This is a genomic window from Collimonas silvisoli (assembly GCF_018305005.1).
GTDB classification, from domain to species: domain Bacteria; phylum Pseudomonadota; class Gammaproteobacteria; order Burkholderiales; family Burkholderiaceae_D; genus Collimonas; species Collimonas silvisoli.
The window spans coordinates 52,355-74,769 of the sequence record NZ_JAGQEG010000013.1; the positions used below are offsets into that span (position 1 = coordinate 52,355).

17 protein-coding genes and 1 pseudogene are annotated in these 22,415 nt (G+C 58.6%); 4 read left to right on the top strand and 14 right to left on the bottom strand.

The annotated features are described in order from the left end of the window. Window positions 1-83 precede the first annotated feature (83 nt). The 3 genes from KHU33_RS05180 to KHU33_RS05190 all read right to left on the bottom strand — a co-directional run bounded on the left by KHU33_RS05180 (window position 84) and on the right by KHU33_RS05190 (window position 4,596). The gene (locus tag KHU33_RS05180; RefSeq protein WP_211461441.1) at window positions 84-1,370 is read right to left on the bottom strand and encodes a Glu/Leu/Phe/Val family dehydrogenase; all 1,287 of its coding nucleotides are present in this window, start codon (window positions 1,368-1,370) and stop codon (window positions 84-86) included. A gap of 281 nt (window positions 1,371-1,651) precedes the next feature. Continuing rightward, window positions 1,652-2,632, bottom strand: a complete 981-nt coding sequence (locus KHU33_RS05185) for a LysR family transcriptional regulator (RefSeq protein WP_211461460.1) — start codon at window positions 2,630-2,632, stop codon at window positions 1,652-1,654. 83 nt (window positions 2,633-2,715) lie between these two features. Then, window positions 2,716-4,596 (bottom strand): ABCB family ABC transporter ATP-binding protein/permease, encoded by a 1,881-nt coding sequence (locus KHU33_RS05190; RefSeq protein ID WP_211461442.1) that lies wholly within the window; start codon window positions 4,594-4,596, stop codon window positions 2,716-2,718. 82 nt (window positions 4,597-4,678) lie between these two features. On the opposite strand from KHU33_RS05190, the gene KHU33_RS05195 reads away from it, so the two are divergent. Next, complete coding sequence (locus KHU33_RS05195; RefSeq protein ID WP_211461443.1) at window positions 4,679-5,086, top strand: acyl-CoA thioesterase; 408 nt, start codon at window positions 4,679-4,681, stop codon at window positions 5,084-5,086. Here the strand turns inward: KHU33_RS05195 and KHU33_RS05200 are convergent. Continuing rightward, window positions 5,062-5,910 (bottom strand): IclR family transcriptional regulator, encoded by an 849-nt coding sequence (locus KHU33_RS05200; protein ID WP_211461461.1) that lies wholly within the window; start codon window positions 5,908-5,910, stop codon window positions 5,062-5,064. The two genes, KHU33_RS05195 and KHU33_RS05200, sit on opposite strands and share 25 nt — an antisense overlap. A 144-nt stretch (window positions 5,911-6,054) precedes the next feature. Between KHU33_RS05200 and KHU33_RS05205 the strand changes: the two genes are divergently transcribed. Genes KHU33_RS05205 through dgoD form a run of 3 tightly spaced genes read left to right on the top strand, consistent with a single transcriptional unit; the run spans window position 6,055 to window position 8,905 of the window. Next, on the top strand, window positions 6,055-7,068 hold the full coding sequence (locus tag KHU33_RS05205; protein ID WP_211461444.1) for a 2-dehydro-3-deoxygalactonokinase: 1,014 nt from the start codon (window positions 6,055-6,057) through the stop codon (window positions 7,066-7,068). A gap of 24 nt (window positions 7,069-7,092) precedes the next feature. Further along, a complete protein-coding gene (locus tag KHU33_RS05210; protein WP_211461445.1) occupies window positions 7,093-7,740 on the top strand; it encodes a 2-dehydro-3-deoxy-6-phosphogalactonate aldolase in 648 nt (215 codons plus the stop codon). 16 nt (window positions 7,741-7,756) lie between these two features. Continuing rightward, on the top strand, window positions 7,757-8,905 hold the full coding sequence (dgoD, locus tag KHU33_RS05215) for a galactonate dehydratase (protein ID WP_211461446.1): 1,149 nt from the start codon (window positions 7,757-7,759) through the stop codon (window positions 8,903-8,905). Window positions 8,906-9,027: 122 nt separating this feature from the next. Here the strand turns inward: dgoD and KHU33_RS05220 are convergent, their stop codons facing one another. From KHU33_RS05220 to KHU33_RS05265, 10 genes and pseudogenes are all read right to left on the bottom strand, one after another. Next, entirely contained in the window at window positions 9,028-10,722 is a 1,695-nt protein-coding gene (locus KHU33_RS05220; RefSeq protein WP_211461447.1) for a long-chain fatty acid--CoA ligase, read from the bottom strand. A 94-nt stretch (window positions 10,723-10,816) separates the two neighbouring features. Continuing rightward, window positions 10,817-13,453, bottom strand: a complete 2,637-nt coding sequence (locus KHU33_RS05225; RefSeq protein WP_211461448.1) for an alpha/beta fold hydrolase — start codon at window positions 13,451-13,453, stop codon at window positions 10,817-10,819. Window positions 13,454-13,478: 25 nt separating this feature from the next. Beyond that, window positions 13,479-14,531 carry an aminopeptidase gene (locus KHU33_RS05230; RefSeq protein WP_211461449.1) on the bottom strand — a complete coding sequence of 351 codons (1,053 nt, stop codon included), beginning with the start codon at window positions 14,529-14,531 and terminating at the stop codon, window positions 13,479-13,481. Further along, window positions 14,528-16,642 (bottom strand): molybdopterin-containing oxidoreductase family protein, encoded by a 2,115-nt coding sequence (locus KHU33_RS05235; RefSeq protein WP_211461450.1) that lies wholly within the window; start codon window positions 16,640-16,642, stop codon window positions 14,528-14,530. Before KHU33_RS05235 ends, KHU33_RS05230 begins: the two co-directional genes overlap by 4 nt. Window positions 16,643-16,721: 79 nt before the next feature. Beyond that, entirely contained in the window at window positions 16,722-17,918 is a 1,197-nt protein-coding gene (gene argE, locus KHU33_RS05240) for an acetylornithine deacetylase (protein WP_211461451.1), read from the bottom strand. 10 nt (window positions 17,919-17,928) lie between these two features. Beyond that, complete coding sequence (locus tag KHU33_RS05245; RefSeq protein ID WP_211461452.1) at window positions 17,929-18,966, bottom strand: ABC transporter ATP-binding protein; 1,038 nt, start codon at window positions 18,964-18,966, stop codon at window positions 17,929-17,931. Next, window positions 18,963-19,952, bottom strand: coding sequence for an ABC transporter ATP-binding protein (locus KHU33_RS05250; RefSeq protein ID WP_211461453.1), 990 nt, complete (start codon window positions 19,950-19,952; stop codon window positions 18,963-18,965). The genes KHU33_RS05245 and KHU33_RS05250 overlap by 4 nt, the downstream gene beginning before the upstream one ends. A gap of 11 nt (window positions 19,953-19,963) precedes the next feature. Beyond that, on the bottom strand, window positions 19,964-20,869 hold the full coding sequence (locus KHU33_RS05255; protein WP_211461454.1) for an ABC transporter permease: 906 nt from the start codon (window positions 20,867-20,869) through the stop codon (window positions 19,964-19,966). 1 nt (window position 20,870) lies between these two features. Continuing rightward, complete coding sequence (locus tag KHU33_RS05260) at window positions 20,871-21,848, bottom strand: ABC transporter permease (protein ID WP_211461455.1); 978 nt, start codon at window positions 21,846-21,848, stop codon at window positions 20,871-20,873. 64 nt (window positions 21,849-21,912) lie between these two features. Further along, a pseudogene (locus KHU33_RS05265) lies at window positions 21,913-22,415 on the bottom strand (ABC transporter substrate-binding protein); the annotation flags it as partial.

Sequence of the window (22,415 nt, forward strand, 5' to 3'; positions counted from 1 at the left end):
TACAACCGGGGCCAGACGACACAAGCTCAAGCGGCATGCCGGTTGAGCTTGTGTAAAACGTTTCGACTATAACGCAACATCAATCAAGGATACAAACCTCGCATCTCGCGCGCTTGCAACACGCGGGTACAAGCGACAATAAATGCAGCGGTGCGCAGCGATACTTTCTTTTCTTCAGCCAGTTGCCAGACCGCGGCAAACGCTTCACGCATGATGCGGGTAAGACGCAGATTGATTTCGTCTTCAGTCCAGAAGAAACTGGAGAAATCCTGCACCCATTCGAAATAACTCACGGTTACACCGCCGGCATTGGCGATCACGTCAGGCACTACCAGCACACCCTTCTCGTGCAGGATGTCATCTGCTGCAGGGCTGGTCGGGCCGTTCGCGCCTTCGAGAATGATCTTGGCGCGGATGCTCGGCGCATTCTCCACGGTGATTTGCTGCTCCAATGCGGCAGGCACCAAAATATCGCAATCGACAGCCCAAAACTGCGCACGGTCGCTGATTTCTTCGCCGCCTTTGAAACCGGCGACGCTGCCGGTTTCATTGACGTGGGCTTGCAACGCCGCCACATCGAGGCCGCTGGAACGTACCACGGTAGAAATATGATCCTGCACCGCCACCACCTTGGCGCCGGCTTCCGAGAACAAGCGTGCAGCAATGCCGCCGACATTACCGAAACCCTGCACTGCAACCTTGGCGCCATGGATGTTCAAACCGCGTTTGACTGCGGCTTCGCAACCCACCACGAACACGCCGCGGCCGGTTGCCTCGCGCCGCCCCAGGCTGCCGCCCAGTGAAATCGGCTTGCCGGTCACCACGCCCGATGCAGTGCTGCCCTGGTTCATGGAATAGGTATCCATCATCCAGGCCATGATCTGTTCGTTGGTGTTGACGTCCGGCGCAGGAATGTCTTTGTTCGGTCCGATGATGATATTGATTTCGCTGGTGTAGCGTCGCGTCATGCGTTGCAATTCACCTTGCGACAAGGTCTTCGGATCGACCCGGATGCCGCCCTTGGCGCCGCCGTACGGTACGTTGACCGCCGCGTTCTTGACCGTCATCCAGGCCGACAAGGCCATCACCTCGGACAGGGTCACGTCCTGGTGGAAACGCACACCGCCCTTGCCTGGACCGCGCGACGTGTTGTGCTGGACGCGGTAACCTTCGAAGTGGGCAATGGTGCCGTCGTCACGTTCGATAGGGACGTCAACGATCAGCATCCGCTTCGGACGTTTCATGGTTTCAACCCAACGGGCCAAATTGCCAAGATAGGGTGTTACGCGATCGATTTGTTCGAGATAGTCGCCCCATGGGCCGATGCCATGCTGCGTGAGATAGGATGGAACTTCGTGCTTGATAGTCATATTTTTGCGCGCTCCTGGAAGTTGCAGACCGGCCCCCCTGATAAGAACAACATTGGGGTAAACAATAGAAAAACTACGGCGGGGCGAAATCGATCTAGTGGCGAATCGTAGGACACCGGCGTAGGGCAAAGCCAATGCTTTGTGCGCATGTAACTATGCGTTTTTTGCATTCATATTAAATATGCAATTTAAGCGTGACAGATGCGCGCAACAAATGCGCGCAGCAAACGCGACTTCTCCCCAAGCGTCCGACAATGTCGGATCGCTGGCCGGCTCAGAACTTAAGCGAGAGCTTGCGGGGTTTTACGTTTTGCGTTTTTGGCCGCTTCTTTGGCCGCGTCTTCCTGCTGTTGCAGCAGATAGGCCCATAACCTTGCCACCACCGGCTTGCCCGGCCTTTGCACGGTGGGGCGTTCGCGATACAGGCGGATTTCCATGGTGGCTTCCCATTCCGGCGCATCGTGGTCGACGCTGGCCAGTTGCTTCAGCTTGACTTCCCGGGTCACCGCAGACTCCGGCAAAAACGCTACGCCATGCCCCTCCAGCGCCATCATTTTCAAGCCTTCCGCCATGTCTGTTTCATAGCGTTTTTCAAGGTAGAGCGGCTTCTTGGCGTCGGCCAGGATCAATTCAACCATGCGCCCGAGATAGGCGTTGCTGGTATAGGACAAGAATGGCAGAGGCGCAGCCGCGCTGCCGGGAAAGGCAAAATCGGGCACACCGGCCTTATTGCAATGGGCATAGGCGCGCAATACTTCACTGCCTAAGGTGATCAGATCGTAGCGGCCGGTATCGAGCTGTACCGGCTGGCGCGGATGGTGATAGCACAGCAGCAGATCGCAGCCGCCGTCGACCATGGCCATCACGGCATCGTGCACATTCAGCGCCAGCAAGCGTGTGTTGAGCGGACCGAAGCCATTCTCCAGCAAGCGGATCCAGCGCGGCACATAGGTCAGCGATAAGGTATGCGGCACGGCGAAATCGACGGTGCTCAGGGCGGTCGGGCGCTTGCCGCGCATCAGCGCACGGGCGTTGTTGATCTGGCCCAGCATCTCCAGCGCCTGCTCGTAAAAGACTTCGCCGGCCGCCGTCAGGCGCGTCGGATAGGAAGTGCGATCAATCAGATCGGCTCCCAGCCACGCCTCCAGCGACTGGATGCGGCGCGAAAAGGCCGGTTGCGTGACATGACGCAATTCTGCAGAACGGCTGAAACTATGCGTTTCCGCCAACGAAATGAAGTCTTCTAACCATTTGCTTTCCATGCCGCTATCGTAACGCGAGTCGGCGCCGGCGGCATAGAAAATTGGCGCAGATCGGGCCAACAATCTGCGCCGGCGTTGTACTTCTACACCATCCGCACCACGTTTTCCGGGTAGCCGTCTTCGGCCCCTGGCGACGGGCTTGCCGCCTCTTCAGGATGCGCTTGCTGGCGCAGCCACATTTGCGCATAAGCGCCGTCCGCCGCCAGCAACTGGGCATGCGTGCCGCGCTCGATAATGCGGCCGTGATCCAGCACCAGGATTTGCGCGGCGTCGGCAATCGTCGACAAACGATGGGCAATCACCAGGGTGGTGCGGTCCTTGGCGATTTCTTTCAGCTGCGCCTGAATCGCCTGCTCGGATTTCGAATCGAGCGCCGAAGTGGCTTCATCGAAAATCAACACGGCGGGATTCTTCAGCAAAGTGCGAGCGATCGCCACCCGCTGCTTTTCACCGCCCGACAATTTCAAGCCGCGCTCACCCACCATCGAGTTATAGCCATCCGGCAGCGACTCGATGAAATCATGGATATGCGCAGCCTTGGCAACCGCAATGATTTCTTCCTTGCTGGCGCCCGGCTTGCCGTAGGCGATGTTGTACTCGATGCTATCGTTGAACAGCACCGTATCCTGCGGCACGATGCCGATGGCCTGGCGCAGCGAGGCTTGCGTGATGTCGCGCAGATCCTGGCCGTCGATCGTGATGCGGCCGCTGTTGATATCGTAAAAACGGAACAGCAGGCGCGACAAGGTCGACTTGCCGGAACCGCTATGGCCGACCACCGCGGTGGTGGTGCCGGCAGCGATCGTGAAATCGACATCGAACAAGATCTGGCGCTTGCTTTCGTAACTGAAATCCACATGCGCAAACCGCACCTGGGCGCCGCCGGTCAATAGCGGCCGGGCCTCTGCGGCGTCGGCAATCTCGCGATTCTCATCCAGCAGATGGAACAGCCGCTCCATGTCGGCCAGGCTCTGCTTGATTTCGCGATAGATGACACCGAGAAAATTCAACGGTATGTACAACTGGATCATGAAGGAATTGACCAGCACCAGATCGCCCAAGGTCATCTTGCCGTCGATCACGCCTTGCGTTGCGCGCCACAAGATCAACGTCACCGCTGTCGCAATGATCAGCGATTGCCCGGTGTTCAGCAAGGATAGCGAGCTCTGCGATTTCACCGCGGCAGTTTCGTAGCGCATCAGACCGTCATCGTAGCGTCGCGCTTCGTATTCTTCATTACCAAAATACTTGACGGTCTCGTAGTTGATCAGCGAATCGATAGCCTTGGTATTAGCGCTGGAATCAAGTGTGTTCATGGTGCGCCTGAAATGAGTGCGCCACTCGGTGACGGTCACCGTAAACGTGATGTAGCTGACCAGCGCCACCACCGTAATCCCGGCGAACCAGATATCGTAATGCAGCACCAGATAACCGAGCACCAGCGAGATTTCTATCAAGGTTGGCAAGATGCTGAACAGCGCGTAGGACACCAGCGACGAAATGCCGCGCGTGCCGCGCTCGATATCGCGCGTCATGCCGCCGGTCTGGCGATTCAAGTGAAACCGCAACGACAACGAATGCAAGTGGCGGAATACCTGCAAGGCGATGGTGCGCACCGCGCGCTGGGTCACCCGGGCGAATACGAACTCGCGCAATTCGGTAAACAAGGTAGTGCTCAGACGCAGTGCGCCATAGGCCACCAGTATGCCCAGCGGCAGCACCAGCATCGCCTGCGGATGGCTGACCGTGATGGTCATGCTGTCGACCAGTTTCTTCAGCACCAGCGGCACGCCTACGTTCGCCAGCTTGGCGCCCAGCATGAACAGCAGCGCCAGCGCAACCCGCCACTTATAGGTCCAGAGATAGGGCAGCAAGGTCTTGAGTGTGGCCCAGTCGCTACGCTTGGGTTGAGTGCTGCCTGCAGCGGCAGCGGCGTCCGGCGGCGGGGAAGAATGGCGACGCATAGAGTGACAATCTTAAAGAATGGTTTAAGCTACGGAAATATACGGATATAAAACTCATTGTAGCTCTCGGGGAAAATAACAGATGACTGATCAAAACAACAACCAATTACCGCCTGACACCATGCCGCAACTGCGCGTGATGCCGATGCCGTCCGACGCCAACGTCCACGGCGACGTCTTCGGCGGCTGGATCATGGCGCAAGTTGACATTGCCGGCTCGTTGCCGGCCACGCGCCGCGCCAATGGCCGGGTAGCGACGATTGCGGTGAATTCCTTTTTGTTCAAGCAGCCGGTATTTGTCGGCGACCTGCTGTCGTTCTATGCCGACATCGTCAAGGTTGGCAATACCTCCATCACCGTCAACGTCGAGGTGTATGCCGAACGTAACCGCTTGCAGACAGAAGTCGTGAAAGTGACGGAAGCGACGCTGACTTATGTCGCCACCGATGCGCAGCGCAAGCCGCGTCAGCTGCCGCCGCTCACGCCCTGATTTATATCCTGATTTGCACCGAGCTCGCCGGAAATGCCGGCCGCCGCCGCTTGCACTACCGCGATCAGTGCATGCATCCGTTTCAGCGGCATGTAAGGCACGGTGCTGGAGACGCTGATGGCAGCGACAATCACATGGCTGGCGTCATATATCGGCGCCGCCACACAGCGTATCGACGGCTCGTTATCTTCCAGGTCGAAGGCATAACCGCCTTTGACATATTCACGCATCTGATCGCGAAACTCGGTCCAGCTGCGCTTGGGCAATAAACCGGAAGCATAGCTGCCGGCGGCTGTACTGCGCTTCTGGTACAGGGTTTTCCATTGCTCTTCGCTCATGCCCAGCATCAGAGCCTTGCCGACGCCGGTCGTGGCGATGGGCATCCTGTGTCCCACGCGCGAGCGCATTTCCAAGCCCTTTTTTCCAGGGATCTTGTCCAGATAAAGCACATCGTCCCCATCCTGCAGGGCCAGGTGGATGGTGTCGCCTGATTGCCCGGCCAGTTGCTCCAGATACGGCCGCGCCACCACGCTGAGCGACAGTTCTTCGCGCGCTTGAAAACCCAGTTCAATCAGCTTCGGCCCCAGCACATAACCCGCGTTCGGCGTAAACCGCAGATAGCGCTCTTGCACCAGGCAGTTCGCCAGCCGGTGCGTAGTGCTGCGCGTGGTGCCTAGCGCTTGCGCGATTTGTTTCAGATCGCGCGCGCCGCCGGCCACTGCCTGCAATACCGCCAATCCACGCGTCAAGGTCTGCGTGCCTGTCGGTAAAACATGATCACCCGGATTGTCATGCGACTCTGCCGAGTCCTGCGGTTTGCGCATCATTAGAACCTGTCAGAAAATATTCAATATCCCATATATTGGGATATGATATCATATATTGACAAGGAAATGCCAGCGGAATAAAGTACGCCACACGACGACACTCTACAATCCTGCTCCGCATTTTCGAAGTCAAGCAAACCCATGCAACCTGCACAACATCAAACGCGCTTAATCGCCCTCGACTGGGGCACCTCGTCGCTACGCGCCTACCGGCTCGGCGCTCATGGCCAGACGCTGGAGCTGCGCGCCCTGCCCTGCGGCGTGATGCAATTGCCTGAGGCCGAAGCCGGCGACAAGAGCGGTTTTGAAGCAGCTTTCGAGCAAGCTTGCGGCGATTGGCTGCGCGCCGCGCCAGACACTCCGGTAATCGCAGCCGGCATGGTGGGCAGCCGCCAGGGATGGCATGAAGCTCCATATCTGGCAGTGCCGATTGCCGTCGACAGCATCGGCGCCAGCTTAAGCACGTTGCGTAACCGCCAGGGCCAATTGATCCATATCGTGCCCGGCCTGATCGAAAACGCCATGCTGCCGAATGTCATGCGCGGCGAAGAGACGCAAGTGGTCGGCGTCCTGCGTGCCCTGGCCGGCAATGACAGATCAGATGAGCTGGGCCACGATGTCTTGATCGGCCTGCCCGGCACCCATTCCAAATGGGTGCAGATACGCCGCTCGGGAGCGCAAAGCCAGGTGGCGCATTTCGACACTTTCATGACCGGCGAGGTCTATGCAGCCTTGTGCGGACATACCATTCTCGGGCGCAGCATGCAGGCCAGCGGCGGCGATGCTGACGCCGGACAACTCGCATTTGAACGCGGCGCTTTGGTCGCGCAAACCGCGGCAGGCAAGGCTGGCGTGCTGTCGACCATATTCAGTACGCGCACACTGGGCCTGACCGGAATTCTGGACGGCGCGAGCCAGCGCGAATACCTGTCCGGGCTGCTGATCGGCCACGAAATCGCCGCATTGAAAACCATGTTGCGAGATCAGGGACGGCATCCTTCTCAAGTGATGCTGGTCGGTGAGAGCGGCTTGTGCGAACGTTACACGCGGGTGATGCGCACCTATGGTTTTGGACCAGTCGAAATGGTGGCCCACGCCACTGAACGCGGCCTGTGGCAACTGGCGCTGACGGCGGGATTATTGCAACATGCTTAGCAAGCGGAATATCGAGAAATCACCATGTTAAAAACAGCAATGAAACAATGCGGATTGATCGCCATTCTGCGCGGCGTCCAGCCGCATGAGGTGGCGGCGATCGGTTTGAAGTTGTACCAAGCCGGCTTCAGAATTATTGAAGTGCCGCTCAACTCGCCCGAACCTTTCGACAGCATCCGCACCCTGCGCAATACATTGCCGGCGGACTGCGTGATCGGCGCCGGTACTGTCTTGACGACGGATCAGGTGGCGGCGGTCAAACGCGCCGGCGGCGAGATCATCGTCATGCCGCATAGCGATCCGATGGTGATTGCCGCCGCCAAACAGGCCGGGCTAGCTTGCGCACCCGGCGTCGCCACGGTAACCGAAGCATTTGCCGCGCTGGCGGCGGGCGCCGATGTATTGAAAATGTTCCCGGCCGAGCAATTGGGGCCGAGCGTAGTCAAAGCATGGCGCGCGGTGATTCCGCGCGAAGTGGCGTTGCTGCCGGTGGGCGGCGTCACACCGGAAAATCTGGCAACATTTATCAGCGCCGGCGCTTCCGGATTCGGCCTCGGATCGGCGCTGTACAAACTCGGCCTGAGCGCCGAACAGGTCGGCTGGAATGCCAATCAATTTGTCACCGCATGGCGTGCAGCGCAAGAAGCGTCGGAAACATCGAAAAAAAATTGACCAGGAGACCAGATTAATGAAGATCACCAAGCTGACCACTTACGTCGTACCGCCGCGTTGGTGCTTTCTGAAGATAGAAACCGACGAAGGCGTGGTCGGTTGGGGTGAACCGGTCGTCGAGGGCCGCGTGCATAGCGTGGTGGCGGCCGTCGAGGAGCTGTCCGATTACCTGATCGGCAAGGATCCGCGCCATATCGAAGACCATTGGACCGTGCTGTATCGCGGCGGCTTTTATCGCGGCGGCGCGATTCACATGAGCGCATTGGCCGGCATCGACCAGGCGCTATGGGATATCAAAGGCAAGGCGCTCGGGGTCTCGGTCAGCCAGTTGCTGGGCGGCCCGGTGCGCGACAGCATCCGCGTCTATTCCTGGATCGGCGGCGATCGCCCGGCCGATACTGCGGCAGCGGCCAAGGACGCCGTGGCGCGCGGCTTCACCGCAGTGAAGATGAATGGCACCGAAGAACTGCAGTTCGTCGATTCCTATGAAAAGGTAGAAGCGACGCTGGCCAACGTTGCCGCAGTGCGCGCTGCTGTCGGGCCGCATATCGGCATCGGCGTCGATTTTCACGGCCGGGTGCACAAGCCGATGGCGAAGATCCTGATCAAGGAACTTGAGCAGTACAAGCTGATGTTCATCGAAGAACCGGTACTCAGCGAAAACTACGAAGCGCTGAAAGAGCTGGCGCCGCTGACCAGCACGCCGATCGCACTGGGCGAACGGCTGTATTCGCGCTGGGACTTCAAACGCATCCTGAGCGAAGGTTATGTCGATATCATCCAGCCCGATGTCTCTCACGCCGGCGGCATCACCGAAACCCGCAAGATCGCTACCATGGCCGAAGCCTACGATGTGGCGGTGGCGTTGCACTGTCCGCTCGGTCCGATTGCCCTGGCCGCTTGCCTGCAGGTGGATGCGGTGTCGTATAACGCCTTCATCCAGGAGCAGAGCCTGGGCATCCATTACAACGAGAGCAACGATTTGCTCGACTACGTGAAGCAACCTGAGGTGTTTGCCTACGACAAGGGTTACGTGACCATTCCGCAGGGGCCTGGGCTGGGTATCGAAATCAACGAAGAATATGTCAAGGAACGGGCCGCTATCGGCCACCGCTGGCGCAACCCGATCTGGCGCCATAAAGACGGCAGCTTTGCCGAGTGGTAAAGCACGGACGCATCGGCACTTGATGTCGCCTTAAAAAACAAACCCCGGATGCGCTTCTGGCACATCCGGGGTTTTCGCTTCAGAACTGTGGCGTCCGGCAAGATGCCACTTTCCTTTCAATCTCAGGCCGCTTGTTTTTGCTCGGCCGGTTTTTCGTCGCGTAATTCACGGCGCAAGATTTTTCCGACATTCGTCTTCGGCAAATCAGTGCGGAATTCGATATATTTCGGCCGCTTGTAGCCCGTCAACTGCTCACGGCAATAAGCCATCAGCTGCTCAGCCGTCAGCGACGGATCTTTGCGCACCACAAAAATTTTCACCACTTCACCGGCATGCTCATCCGGCACGCCGACACAGGCGCATTCCAGCACGCCGGGATGCTGCACCACCACGGCTTCGACTTCATTCGGATACACATTGAAGCCGGATACCAGGATCATGTCTTTCTTGCGATCGACAATCTTGGTGTAACCGCGGTCATCCATGACGCCGATATCGCCGGATTTGAAAAAGCCGTCGGCCGTCATGACCTTGGCGGTTTCATCGTCACGGTTCCAGTAACCGCGCATCACCTGCGGCCCGCGAATCGCGATTTCGCCAGGCTGGCCCAGTGGCACCGGATTCCCTGCATCGTCCAGAATCGCGATCTCGGTCGACGGCAATGGCAGGCCGATGGTGCCGCTGTATTCAGTGATGGTGCATGGATTGGCGCTGGCGATAGGCGAGGTTTCCGACAAGCCGTAGCCTTCGATGATCGGGCAACCTGTGACTTCCTTCCATTTGTCCGCGACCACCTTTTGCACTGCCATGCCGCCGCCGACGCAGACCCGGTAACCGGAGAAATCCAGCTTGGCAAAATCGGGATGGTTCAACAAGGCGTTGTACAGCGTATTCACCGCCGGGAAAGTATTGATCTGGTACTTCGACATTTCCTTGATCAAACCGGCGATGTCGCGCGGATTCGGAATCAGCAGATTCAAGGCGCCCTCGCGCATGCCGAGCAAGCTGCATACCGTCAATGCAAAGATGTGATACAGCGGCAAGGCGCAGACAAAAGCCAGTTGCTCGATTTTCGGACCGCTGGCCAAACCAGGCGAGAGCCAGGCTTCGGCCTGCAGCACGTTGGCCACCACGTTGCGATGCGTCAGCGTTGCGCCTTTGGAGACGCCAGTGGTGCCGCCCGTATATTGCAGGAAAGCGACATCGTCCGGCGTCAGCGCCAGCGGCTTCAATTGCAGTGAAGACGCTTGCGACAATACGCTGTTGAATGGAACAGAACCTGGCAAAGAGAAATTCGGCACCATTTTCTTGACATGGCGCACCACCAGATTGACCAGCAAGCCTTTCACGCCCATCAGGTCGCCCATGCTGGCCACTACCACATGCTTGATCTTGGTCCGTGCGATGACTTGCTGCAAGGTAGTCGCGAAATTTTCCAGAATGAAGATGGCTTCCGCGCCAGAATCGTTGAGCTGATGTTCAAGTTCACGCGGCGTGTATAAAGGATTGACGTTGACCACGGTATAACCGGCACGCAAAATGGCGGCAATCGCTACCGGATATTGCAGGACGTTGGGCATCATGATGGCGACGCGCGCGCCCTTTTGCAGGCCCTTGCCTTGCAGCCAGGCGCCGACTTTGCGAGACAACTGGTCAACCTCGGCATAAGTCAGGGACTTACCCATGCAGGCATAGGCATTACGCGATGCATATTTCTGAAACGCTTCTTCCAGCAACTGCACCAGGGACTGATATTGGGTGTAGTCAATCTCGGTGGCCACGCCTTCAGGATACGATTTGAGCCAAAATTTATCCATGTTCTGCCTTTAGTCTCTGCTTGTTATAAATGCATTGTTTTTGGCTTGTTTCACTGAAGGAAAACACGCCGATAGGGGAGTCTTGCTGGATCCGCTAAAAAAGCACGGTTGTATTTTTTTGTTCTATCGCGATGCTATCGGGCAAAGCCTCCGCATGCAAGCGTTTTGATGCATATTTGAGCAAATCATCCACACTGAGCTGCATGTTGCGATGCAGTAAAACTTCTGCCCGCAAATGTTTGACGCCCTCCTCGTCCGGACTCCATTTCACCTGGACCACCGCCACCGCCGGATGCTCGAACAAGACCTCTTCGATCTGCCTTGGAAACACGCGCTGGCCGCCCCGTATCAACATATTACTCTTGCGGTCGATGATGGAAACAAAACCGTCTTCGTCGATGCTGGCAACGTCGCCGGTGGCGAACCAACCGTCATGCAAACGCTCCGCACTTATTTTTCTGGCAATCAGATTCAATGCCGTGGCGTTATGTTCGGCGGCGCTGGGGTGACCCTGATCGTAAGCGGAGAACAGCTGCGGTCCGCGCACCCATAGTTCACCCAAGGTATCGCTGGGCAGCTCGGCGTCGGTATCCAGATCGACTACTTTCACTTCCGTATCCGGCAATGGCACGCCGACCACTCCCGGATGGCGGCGCGCCGCCAGCGGCATCGCCAGCACCGCCGGCGATGCCTCGGTCAAACCGTAGGCTTCGACCAGGCGGCCGCGTGTCAGCTTTTCAAATTCTTCGCGGATTTCCTGCGGCAGCGGCGAACCACTGACGGCGCAGACCCGGATCGAGGCGAGGCCGTAGCGCCGCACACCTGGCGTATGCGCCAGTTCGCGCACCATGCGCGGCGTCGTCGGGAAATAGGTCGGCCGCATCTTCTTGACGGTCTTTAACAAGGGTTCCAGCTCCGCTCCCGGCAACAGGATCAGGGTTGCGCCCAGATAAACCCCGAGATGCAACAGACCGGTCAGGCCGTAGGCGCTGGATAAGGGTTGCTGCGCCAGGAAACGCTCATCGCCCGGCCTGGATTCCGGCAGCCAATGACGCAATTGCAAGGCATTCGCCGCCAGATTGCGATGCGAGAGCGCCACCGGCAACGGCGTGCCGGTGGCGCCGTAGGTGTAAACCACCACCGCGATGGCGTCGACCTCCTGCGTCAACGCGGTAGCTGCAATGCTGCCACGTCCCAGTACTTGCTTGAATTTCAGATAACGCCGCTCATGCCGGCGATGTTGCTTATTCTGGCGGAACCACGGCAGCCAATGCCCTTCCTGCACATGGTGCAAGGCGGCGAACGTGAGTTTTTCGCGCCAACCCATGTGATCGATCATCGAAGCAAATATCACCCGCCGCAAGCCCGCTGCGCGCCTATCGCTTTGCAGCTCATCGCGCAACTCGCCGTAGCGATTGGTGGTGGTTACCAGCATCACGGCGGTGCTGTCTGCAATCCGCGTCAGCAACACTTCTTTAGGTGTAGCGGCGTCGCTCAGCACTGCGACCGCGCCGGCTTTGAGAATACCGAAATAGGCTATTACCAAAGATGGAATATTCGGCAGCGCCAGCAAAACCCTGTCGCCGGGCTTGATGCGCAAATCGAGCAAGCCATGGGCAAAACGATTGGCTTGCCGATCCAGTTCGCGCCAGTCGATTTTGCCGCCACGGTAAAACAGTGCCGTGGTCTTGCCAAAGCGCCTGGCGGTCGCCTCCAGCAAACGCGGCAACGGCACTGTCGGCATCTTGATGCAATACGGCGTGCGGGCATCGTAGAATTTCAGCCACGGCCGCTCAGCTTCGAGCTGCTTGCGGGCGGCACGCCGTTCAGCTTTTTGTTGCGCCCGTCGTTCCACCTGTTCCGCCAGTTCCGATGGATCGGACTGCATCTGCAAGAATCGTTCTATCGCGCGATTGACGGCGTCGGGCCGTTCCACCATCACCTGATGCGCGGAGACCGGCACCACCACTTCTTCAGCCCCCGGAATCAAACGCGCGATATCCTTGTAGGCTGCTTCGTCGAACAGGAAATCGCGGTGTCCAAGGATCACCAGCGTCGGCACCTTGATCGCACGCATGCATTCGGTGCCGTCCCAGGGCAGCAAGGCATTTTTGTTTTGCAGGTACACCACATGCGACGGCGGGTAAATACGGGCAGCGGCGATGCCGACATACGGCATCAATCTGCGTACCACATCAAATATGGCGGGCGGCATGCGCAGCACAATGCGGCCGGCGAGGCGCAAACGGAAGCGCGCCGCCGATGCAATCATCACCAGCGCCGACACGCGCTGCGGAAACAGCTTGAGAAAATAAGCAGCGAGTGCGCCGCCGAACGAGTGGCAAACCAGGATGAAACGCGGCGGCAGGTCCAGCTGGTCCAGCGCGGCGGCGATATCCGCGACCAGCTCCGGCACGTCGTAACTGGCGCCTTCGGCTGCGGTCGGCGCGTCGCTGTAACCGTGACCGCGCAGATCGAGGGCAATCACCCGGTAGTCAAGCTGGAATTGTTCCAGCTGGTATTCCCAGTAAGCAGCGCGGCCGCCAAAGCCGTGGATAAACACCATGGTCGGCTGTTGGTTTCTGGGACCGGGGCCATTGCGTGCGCTGGATTCCGGGCCGGCGTCCAGCACACTCATTTCCAGCGCAGTGTCATACACCCCATCCCCATTGCGCGCCAGGCGATTAGGCAATTTCAACGTACTGCGATGCAGGTCGGCGTTAAATGTCATTTAGCCATTGTAACCAAGTAGGCAATTACATGGGCTTGGTTTTTGCCAGCTCCTCCAGCTGCCGATGCCTTTCTTCCTTGCTTAAGGCTGCCAGCTTGGCGACAGCCGCATAAAATTTCCGGAAACTCTGCTGCTGCGCCAGCAACGCCTTGAAACCTGGGACCAGATCGTAATACGTCGCCACCAGCGCCAGATGGGCGTTCGACAGCGGCTCGGCAAACCAGCGGTCATAACCGGTGTAGCCGCCCCACTTTGTCTTGAGCACTTGATACTCCGCTTGCAGGGCGAGAAAAATCGCCGCTTTCTGCTGCAATTTTTGCGTATCGCTGAGATCGCTTGCATAGGTGCCGGCAAGCCGTTGCCGGTACTTCAGCAACAGCGCCAGGAATTCTTGTTTGCGTCCTTCAAACTGAACGTAAGCGGCGCGCGTTTCCTGATTGCCTACGGCTTCCAGCCAACGTTCGACACCGGCTTGTTCTACGGTGGTTGCAAACGATTCGTTAAATTCGGTGTCGTCTTTTGCGTATACCATCTGATGCGCCAGCTCATGGAAAATCAGACGCGCCAGTTCGCCGTCCGGATAGCGGATAAAGGTCGATAACAGCGGGTCATTAAACCAGCCGAGCGTGGAATAGGCCGGCACGCCATTGACCTGCACATCGTAGCCCTGCTGCCGTAAGCCGGCGGCAAATTTCTGTGCCGCGCTCTTATTGAAATAGCCGCGATAATTGACGCAGCCCGCGATCGGAAAACACCATTGCTTGGGTTCCAGCGACAAGGCCGGCGCCGCCACCACATTCCACAACGCGAACGGCCGTTGCAGATCGGCGTATTCTGTATAACTGCGATTGTCCGGCAGGCTCAAGTCGCTCACTGCAAAGCGCCTTATTTGCTTGGTCCGTTGCAGTTTGGCCTTGAGGCCGGCGTCAACGCTGGGATCAGTCAGCCAGTCGTCAATCGGATGGGCCCGGTCGAGCAAGGAAAAATGGCCGTGTGCGGCTTGTCCGTAATAGGCAAGCTGAGCGCAACCGGCTGCCAACACGGCTAACAACAAAACCGTGAGGAGCCGCGGATTCATGCGTCGGCACTGCCTCCAGCCACGACTTTTTCCACTTCCACCAAGACATCGTAGAAGGTCGGCGCCCGTCCCATATCGGTGAGGCGCTGGCTGGTCACCTCGTTGGCGTTCTTGCCGTCGCTGGCCATTTTTTTCCACCAGATCGACAAACCTACCACCAGGCCGGTCCTGGCCTTGTCCGTCACTCTCAGCTTGGCATTGAAACTGCCGCGATCGTTATAGATGCGCACGGTGTCGCCGCTGGCCAAGGCTCTTGATTCAGCGTCGGCCGGATGCATGTCGAGATGCGGTTCGCCCTCAGTGTCGCGCAAGCTCTTTACGTTAACGAAGCTGGAGTTAAGAAAATTACGTGCCGGCGGCGAAATCATCGCCAGCGGATATTTCCGGGCCAGTTCGGGATTGCTCGCCTGCGATTCATATGGCGCGATATAAGTCGGCAAAGGGTCGAGTCCGTCTTTCAGCATTTGCGCACTGTAGAACTCGCATTTGCCAGACGGCGTCGGGAATCCGCCGTTGGCGAACGGCGCATCCGCTACATTCAGTTTTTGCCAGCCTTTTTGCTTCAGCGCATCCCAATCGAAATGGACCGCGCGCTGATTTTTGCGGTCAAAAGCTTGCGCCGCGATTTCATCGTCGCTCTCGCGGAAACAGGCATCGTCGAAACCCATGCGCGCCGCCAGCAGGCGGAAGATTTCGGTATTCGGCTTGGCCTCGCCGAGCGGTGCGATCGCGGCGTTATTCGCCAGCATGTACAGATGACCGTATGCTGAATGAGCGTCCACATGTTCGAGCTGGGTCGTCGCCGGCAGCACGATGTCGGCAAAGTCGGCAGTATCGGTTTGAAAATGTTCCAGCACCACGGTGAATAAATCTTCACGCGCGAAACCGCGCGCAACGACACTCGATTCCGGCGCCACGGCTACCGGATTCGAGTTATACACGATCAACGCTTCGATTTTCGGGCCGAACTCTGGCGAGGCTTCACGCAACAGATCGTCGCCGATGGTGCTCATGTTGATGGTGCGCGGCGCCAGTCCCTGCCCGGTCAGGAAATCAGGGCGCTGCAAAGCCTGGTTATTCTTCGGAAAGCTGTCCGAAGCCGACAACTGAACGCCGCCGGCGGCATGACGCCAGGCGCCGACCAACGCCGGCAGGCAGGCGATATTGCGTACCGCCATGCCGCCGCCGTGCACGCGCTGCAGACCATAGTTCACGCGGATCGCCGCCGCTTCGCCGCGTTGCGCCGCACCGCCATAAGTGCGCGCCAGCTCCAGCACTTCGCCGGCGCTGATGCCGCACACTTCGGCTGTCTTCTCCGGTGTCCAGGCCGACACCTGCTGTTTCAACTGCTCGAAGCCAAGCGTGTATTGCGCGATGTAGTCGTGGTCCAGCAAGTCTTCTGCAATCAGCACATGCATCATGCCAAGCGCCAGGGCCGAATCGGTACCCGGCAGCAAGGCGATATGCTGATGGCATTTGTCTGCACTCAGGGAGCGGTAAGGATCTATCGCTATCAGTTTGGCGCCGCGCCGCTTGGCTTCCTGTGCGCGCATCCAGAAATGCAGATTCGATGCAATCGGATTGCCGCCCCAGATCAGGATCAGCTTGGCATTCTGGAACTGTTCGAGGTCGGTGCCGATCCTGGCGCCTACCGTATATTTATAGCCGGTACCGCCGGCTGCGGCGCAAATGGTGCGATCCAGCAGCGAAGCACCGATGCGGTTGAAAAAGCGCATCGACATCGACTCGCCCTGCACCAGGCCCATGGTGCCGGCGTAGCTGTAAGGCAGGATGGCTTGCGGATTGCGGGCGGCGATCTCGCCCAGCCGCTCGGCAATCGTGGCGATCGCCTCGTCCCAGCTGATCTGCACGAATTTCCCTTCGCCTTTTTTACCGGCCCGCTTGAGCGGATGCAGCAGACGGTCCTTGTGGTAAGTCCGGTCGGTATAACGCGAGACCTTGGTGCACAGCACGCCGGCGGTAGTCGGGTGGTCCGGATCGCCGCGGACTTCGGTGGCGACGCCGTCGGTGACGGTCACCAACAGCGCGCAGGTATCGGGGCAATCGTGCGGGCAGGCGGCACGGACGGTGCGAGTGGTGGAAGTAGTCATAATGTCATCAGAGCCAGAGCGCTTCAATCCGCTACTTTAGCAAAATCCTGTCAAACAAGATGCATCTGATGACTTTTGCTTATTTTGCGACTTTCAACTGCATCTCCGGATCCATCAAGCGCAGCATGAAAGCTTCGCACTGCGCCACTTGTTCCAGCGCGACAAATTCGTTGGGCCGATGCGCCTGTTCGATGCTGCCGGGGCCGCATACCACGGTAGGAATACCGGCACGCTGAAACAAGCCCGCTTCGGTGCCGTAAGAAACCGCGCCGTTCGGCTTGTTGCGCGCCAAGGCCGACGCCAGTTGAACCACGGCGTCGCTCTCTTGCATGCTCAGCCCAGGCGCCGACGCCAGCCATTCAAAATCGATAGCGGCGTTCGGTTCCACTCTCTGCATTTCCGGTAGCAGCGTGGCAGCGAAATTCTGGATTTCCTGGTACAAGTGCTCGACATCGATGCCTGGCATGGTGCGCGCCTCGAACTCGAATTTGCAATCCTTGGGCACGATATTCGATGCCAGCCCGCCGTGTATCAACCCGGTCTGCATGGTGGTGTAGGGCACGGTGAAGCCGTAATCGCGGGTCTCCAGCTGAGCAAAACGATCCGCCATCTGGCGGATATAGACGATGATGCGCGCCGCGTACTCGATCGAATTGACGCCCATGGTGGTGTAGCTGGAATGCGCTTCGCGGCCGCGGATGCAACAGCGAAAACGATGCGTGCCTTTGTGCGCAATGATCGGTTGCATCGAAGTCGGTTCACCGACAATGCAGCCCGCCGGCTGCAATCCCAGCTCCTGCAAATCCTTGATCAATCCTTGCACGCCTATGCAGCCAACCTCTTCGTCGTACGATAAGGCAAAGTGCAGCGGCGCGTCCATGCCAGCTGCCAGGAACTGCGGCGCCAGCGCCAGCGCGGTGGCGATATAACTCTTCATGTCGGCCGAACCACGGCCGTATAGCAGGCCATCCTTGACGGTCGCCTTGAATGGATCGGTATCCCAGGCCTGGCCGTCGACCGGCACTACATCGGTATGACCGGACAAGATCAAGCCGGGTTTAGAACCTTCGCCCAAGGTCGCAAACAGATTGGCTTTCTTGCCGCTAGCGTCGTAGGTCAAACGCGATGTGACGCCGAGGCCGGCCAGGTAATCGCGGGTCCATTCGATCAAGCCCAGATTGGAATCGCGCGATACGGTCTGGAAAGCAATCAGGCGCTCAATCATCGCCATCACTTCGGCCGATGGAGTCAATCCGGCATTGTTCAGAGTATTCATATGGTGTCCTCTACGCCGCCCGATCGTTGAGATGGCAGGCGGAAAAATGGTTGGCGCTGACTTCTTTCAATTCCGGCTTTTCTACTTTACAGCGCGGCATTGCATGCGGACAGCGTGGGTGGAAATGACAGCCCGACGGCGGATGCAGCGGCGATGGAATTTCTCCCTTTACCGCAAAAAATTCCGTGCGCCGGACTTCCAGCTTGGGCGCCGACGCCAGCAGCGCCTGCGTATATGGATGATTGGCGCGGGCAAATATCGAAGCGGCCGCAGCCGATTCGACGATACGGCCAAGATACATGATTACCACCCGATCCGACAAATGGCGGACCACGCCCAGGTCGTGGCTGATGAACAAGTAGGTCAGATCCAGTTCGTCGCGCAACTTGATAAACAGATTCAAAACCTGAGCCTGGATCGACACATCCAGCGCCGCCACCGCTTCATCGCAGACCAGGAATTCCGGCTTGACTGCGAGCGCGCGCGCGATGCCCACGCGTGCCCGCTGGCCGCCGGAAAACTGATGGGGAAAACGGCGCAGCATGGCGCCGTCCAGCCCAACCCGTTGCAGCAGACGTTCAACGTAGTCGCGCTGCTGCGAGGCATCGACCATGCCATGCACCAGCGGCGCTTCGCCGACGATATCCTGCACCCTCATGCGTGGATTCAGCGACGCATAGGGATCTTGAAAAATCATCTGGATCGCCAGTTGCTTCTTACGTCTTTCGGCAACGTCGAGCTGCTCCAGCGACTGACCTTTCCAGAGCCGTGCACCGGCCGTGAGGCTATGCAATCCGACCGCCATCCGCCCCAGCGTGGATTTGCCGCAACCGGACTCGCCAACCAGCCCGACCACCTCACCGCGCTTTATGCTCAGGCTCACCTCGTCCACCGCATGCACCACTTCCTGCTGCATGCCGGCGCCGAACAGATTAGCGATCCTGGCCGCGCTGTCCAGCGTCTTGACGAACTGCTTGCTGACCGCCCGCAGTTCCAGCAAGTCGGCGGTCGATGATTGTTCCAAGTTATTGTCTGCCACCTGATTCATGACACCACCTCGGCCACGGCATCCCGCAACGGATGATAGCAACGCAGCATGCGCTGTTCCACTTCACGCAATGGCGGCGTCTGCCGGCACTCGGCGGTGGCGTATGCACAGCGCGTACGAAATGCACAGCCGTCCGGTAAATTCAGCAACGACGGCGTCATCCCGGGAATTTGCTGCAACGGCTGGCCACGCGGATTGCGCGACGGCGCCGATGCGATCAGGCCGTGGGTGTAAGGGTGACGCGGATGTTCCAGCACTTGCTGTACCGTGCCGCTTTCGACGATGCGGCCGGCGTACATCACCGCTACCGTATCGGCCAGCCCGGCCACCACCGACAGATCGTGGGTGATCCAGATCAGCGCCGTGCCGGATTCGCGGCACAGTTTCTGCATCTCGTACAGGATCTGCCCTTGTATCGTCACATCCAGCGCCGTGGTCGGCTCATCGCAGATAATCAGGTCGGGCTGGTTGAGCAAGGCGATCGCAATCGCTACGCGCTGCCGCATGCCGCCGGAAAACTGATGCGGGTAAGCCTGCAATCGTTCATCCGGCGACGGAATGCCAACCCGCACCAGCGCTTCGCGCGACATCTCACGCGCCACCATCCGGCTGACATCCTGATGCGCCCGCACTGCTTCCATCATCTGCGTATCGATGCGCAGCACCGGGTTCAAGGTCATCATCGGATCTTGAAAAATCATGGCGATGCGGTTGCCGCGAATCTTGCGCATGGCTGCTGCCGGCAAGTCGCGCAGATTTTTTCCCTGCAACAGAATCTCGCCAGCGACAATTTTTCCCGGCGCATCGATCAGTCCCATGATGGAATAGCCGGTCATCGATTTTCCCGACCCGGACTCCCCGACCAGGCCCATGATCTCGCCGCGCTTGACTGAAAACGATACCTGGTCAACCGCCTTGACCAGTCCGGCCCGGGTAGAAAATTGGGTCTGCAGATTATTCACGACCAGTGTCGTTGCATTGTCCATATCGATATTTATTATTGCGTCTGCAAGCGTGGATTAAGGACATCGCGCAACTGGTCGGCCACCAGATTGATGGTCACCACAGTCACCAACAGGGCAATCCCGGGAAACACGCTGATCCAATATTTTCCGGACAGCAGATATTGAAAGCCGTTGGCAATCAGCAAACCAAGCGACGGTTCAGTGATCGGCAATCCCAGGCCAAGGAAAGACAGCGTCGCTTCCAGCGAGATCGCCGACGCCACCTGCAACGCGGCAACCACGATCAGCGGCGGCAAACAGTTGGGCAGCAAATGGCGGAACATGATCCGCAACGGCGACAGGCCGAGCGCCGTGGCGGCCTCGATGTATTCTTTCTTGCGCTCGACCAGCGCCGCGCTGCGCGTGGTGCGCGCGTAATAGGCCCACTGCACTGCTACCAGCGCAATGATGATTTTGTCGACGCCGCGCCCGGTCAGAGCCAGCAAAATCAAGGCGATCAGGATAGGCGGGAACGATAGCTGAATATCTGCAACCCGCATGATGAAGGCTTCGACGCGGCCGCCGGCGTAACCGGCCAGCAATCCTAAGGTCATGCCGAGCGACAGCGCGATGACGGTGCTGACGACGCCGACCATCACCGAAATGCGGATGCCGTACAAAATCGCCGACAGCATATCGCGGCCCTGGTCGTCGGTGCCGAGCAGATAGGTCAGGCCGCCGTCGACCGATTTCTGCCCCGGCTCCAGGCGCGAATCCATCACATCCAGCTTGGCCAGATCGTAGGGATTCTGCGGCGAGATGACCGGCGCGAAGATCGCCGCCAGCACGATCAATACCAGCAGCACGAAACCCGCAGCGGCAATCTTGCTGCCGAAATAATTGCGTACAAAACGTTGCCACGGCGCCTCTGGCGCATTGAAGGCTGGAGTCAGTTCCATATCAGCCTTTGCTTTCTGCCAGGCGCACGCGCGGATCAAGCACGGAATACATCATGTCCACCATCAGGTTGATCAGGATGAAAATGGTGACGATCAACAGCAGATAGGCGACGATCACCGGCCGGTCCAGCACGCGGATCGAATCGATGATCAGCTTGCCCATGCCGGGCCAGGCAAACACCGTTTCGGTGACGATGGAGAAGGCGATGATCGAACCGAACTGCAGTGCAACCACGGTGACGATCGGGATCAGGATATTCTTCAAGACATGGACGCCGATGATGCGGCTGTTGCGCAAGCCCTTGGCGCGGGCAAATTTGACATAGTCCTGCATCAACGCCTCCTGTGCGCCTGAGCGCGTCAGCCGAATCACCAGAGCGATGTTGAACAGAGCCAGATTGAAGGCCGGCATCAGCAAATGCCGCAGGCCATCCCAGCTCAGAAAGCTGACCGGCACACCGAGCAGCAAGTGCGTCTCGCCGCGGCCGCTGGTGGGCAGCCATCCTAGTTGCACCGCGAATACCATGATCAGCATCAGGCCGACCCAGAACGTCGGCAATGAAAATCCCAGGATCGACACCGCCATGATGACCTTGCCGGCCACGCCATTCGGCCGCAGCCCGGCGAGCAGGCCCAAGGGCAGGCCCAGCACGATAGATAGCAAGATCGCTGCCGACGACAATTCCAGCGTGGCCGGCATGCGTTCGAAAATCAAGGTCAGGGCCGGAGTTGAATAGGCAAACGAACGGCCCAGGTCGCCGCCTGCCGCGTTCTTCAGGAAAATGAAATATTGCAGCCAGAGCGGCTTGTCGAGACCGAAGGCGACGATCACCTTGGCGCGTTCGATCTGGTCGGCATCGGGGCTGATCAGGACATCGATCGGATTGCCGATCGCATACACCCCGATAAATACCAGCAATGACATGACCAGCAGCACAACCAGGCTCTGTAATACGCGGCGGATAATAAAAGCCAGCATCGTTTATCCTAGAATCCATAAAAAATCCGCTCGCCACCGTCGATGAGCGGATGCCGCGCAACTCCTACTGTGGGTAAAATCCGTAAGCGTGGGTGCGCTCATCGGTACGCGGGACATATACGATACCTTTTTTTGCGGCCCATGTGGTCACTTGCTGGTGAATCGGGATCACGCCGCCGTCGTCGACGACGATCGCGGTGGCCTCTTGCAGCAAGCGTGAACGTTCCTTGTCGTCAACGCTGGTCAAGGCCTTGGCCAATACCGCATCCATTTTTGGATTGCAATATTTCAGCCAGTTGACGGCGCCCATGCCCTTCGCCGGATTGTCGCAAGCCACCATCGCCCGCAGCGGCGACGAGACTTCGCCGGTCTGCGCGCCCCAGCCCAGCAAGCCGATCGAATACTCGCTCTTGGCGCCGCGCGCCGCATACACCGACATCGGCGCGCCCTCGACCTTGGTGGCAATGCCGATACGCGACCACATCTGGGCGATGGTTTGCGCGATTTTCTCATCGTTGATGTAGCGGTTATTCGGCGTGTGCAAGGTCAAGCCAAAACCGTTCGGGT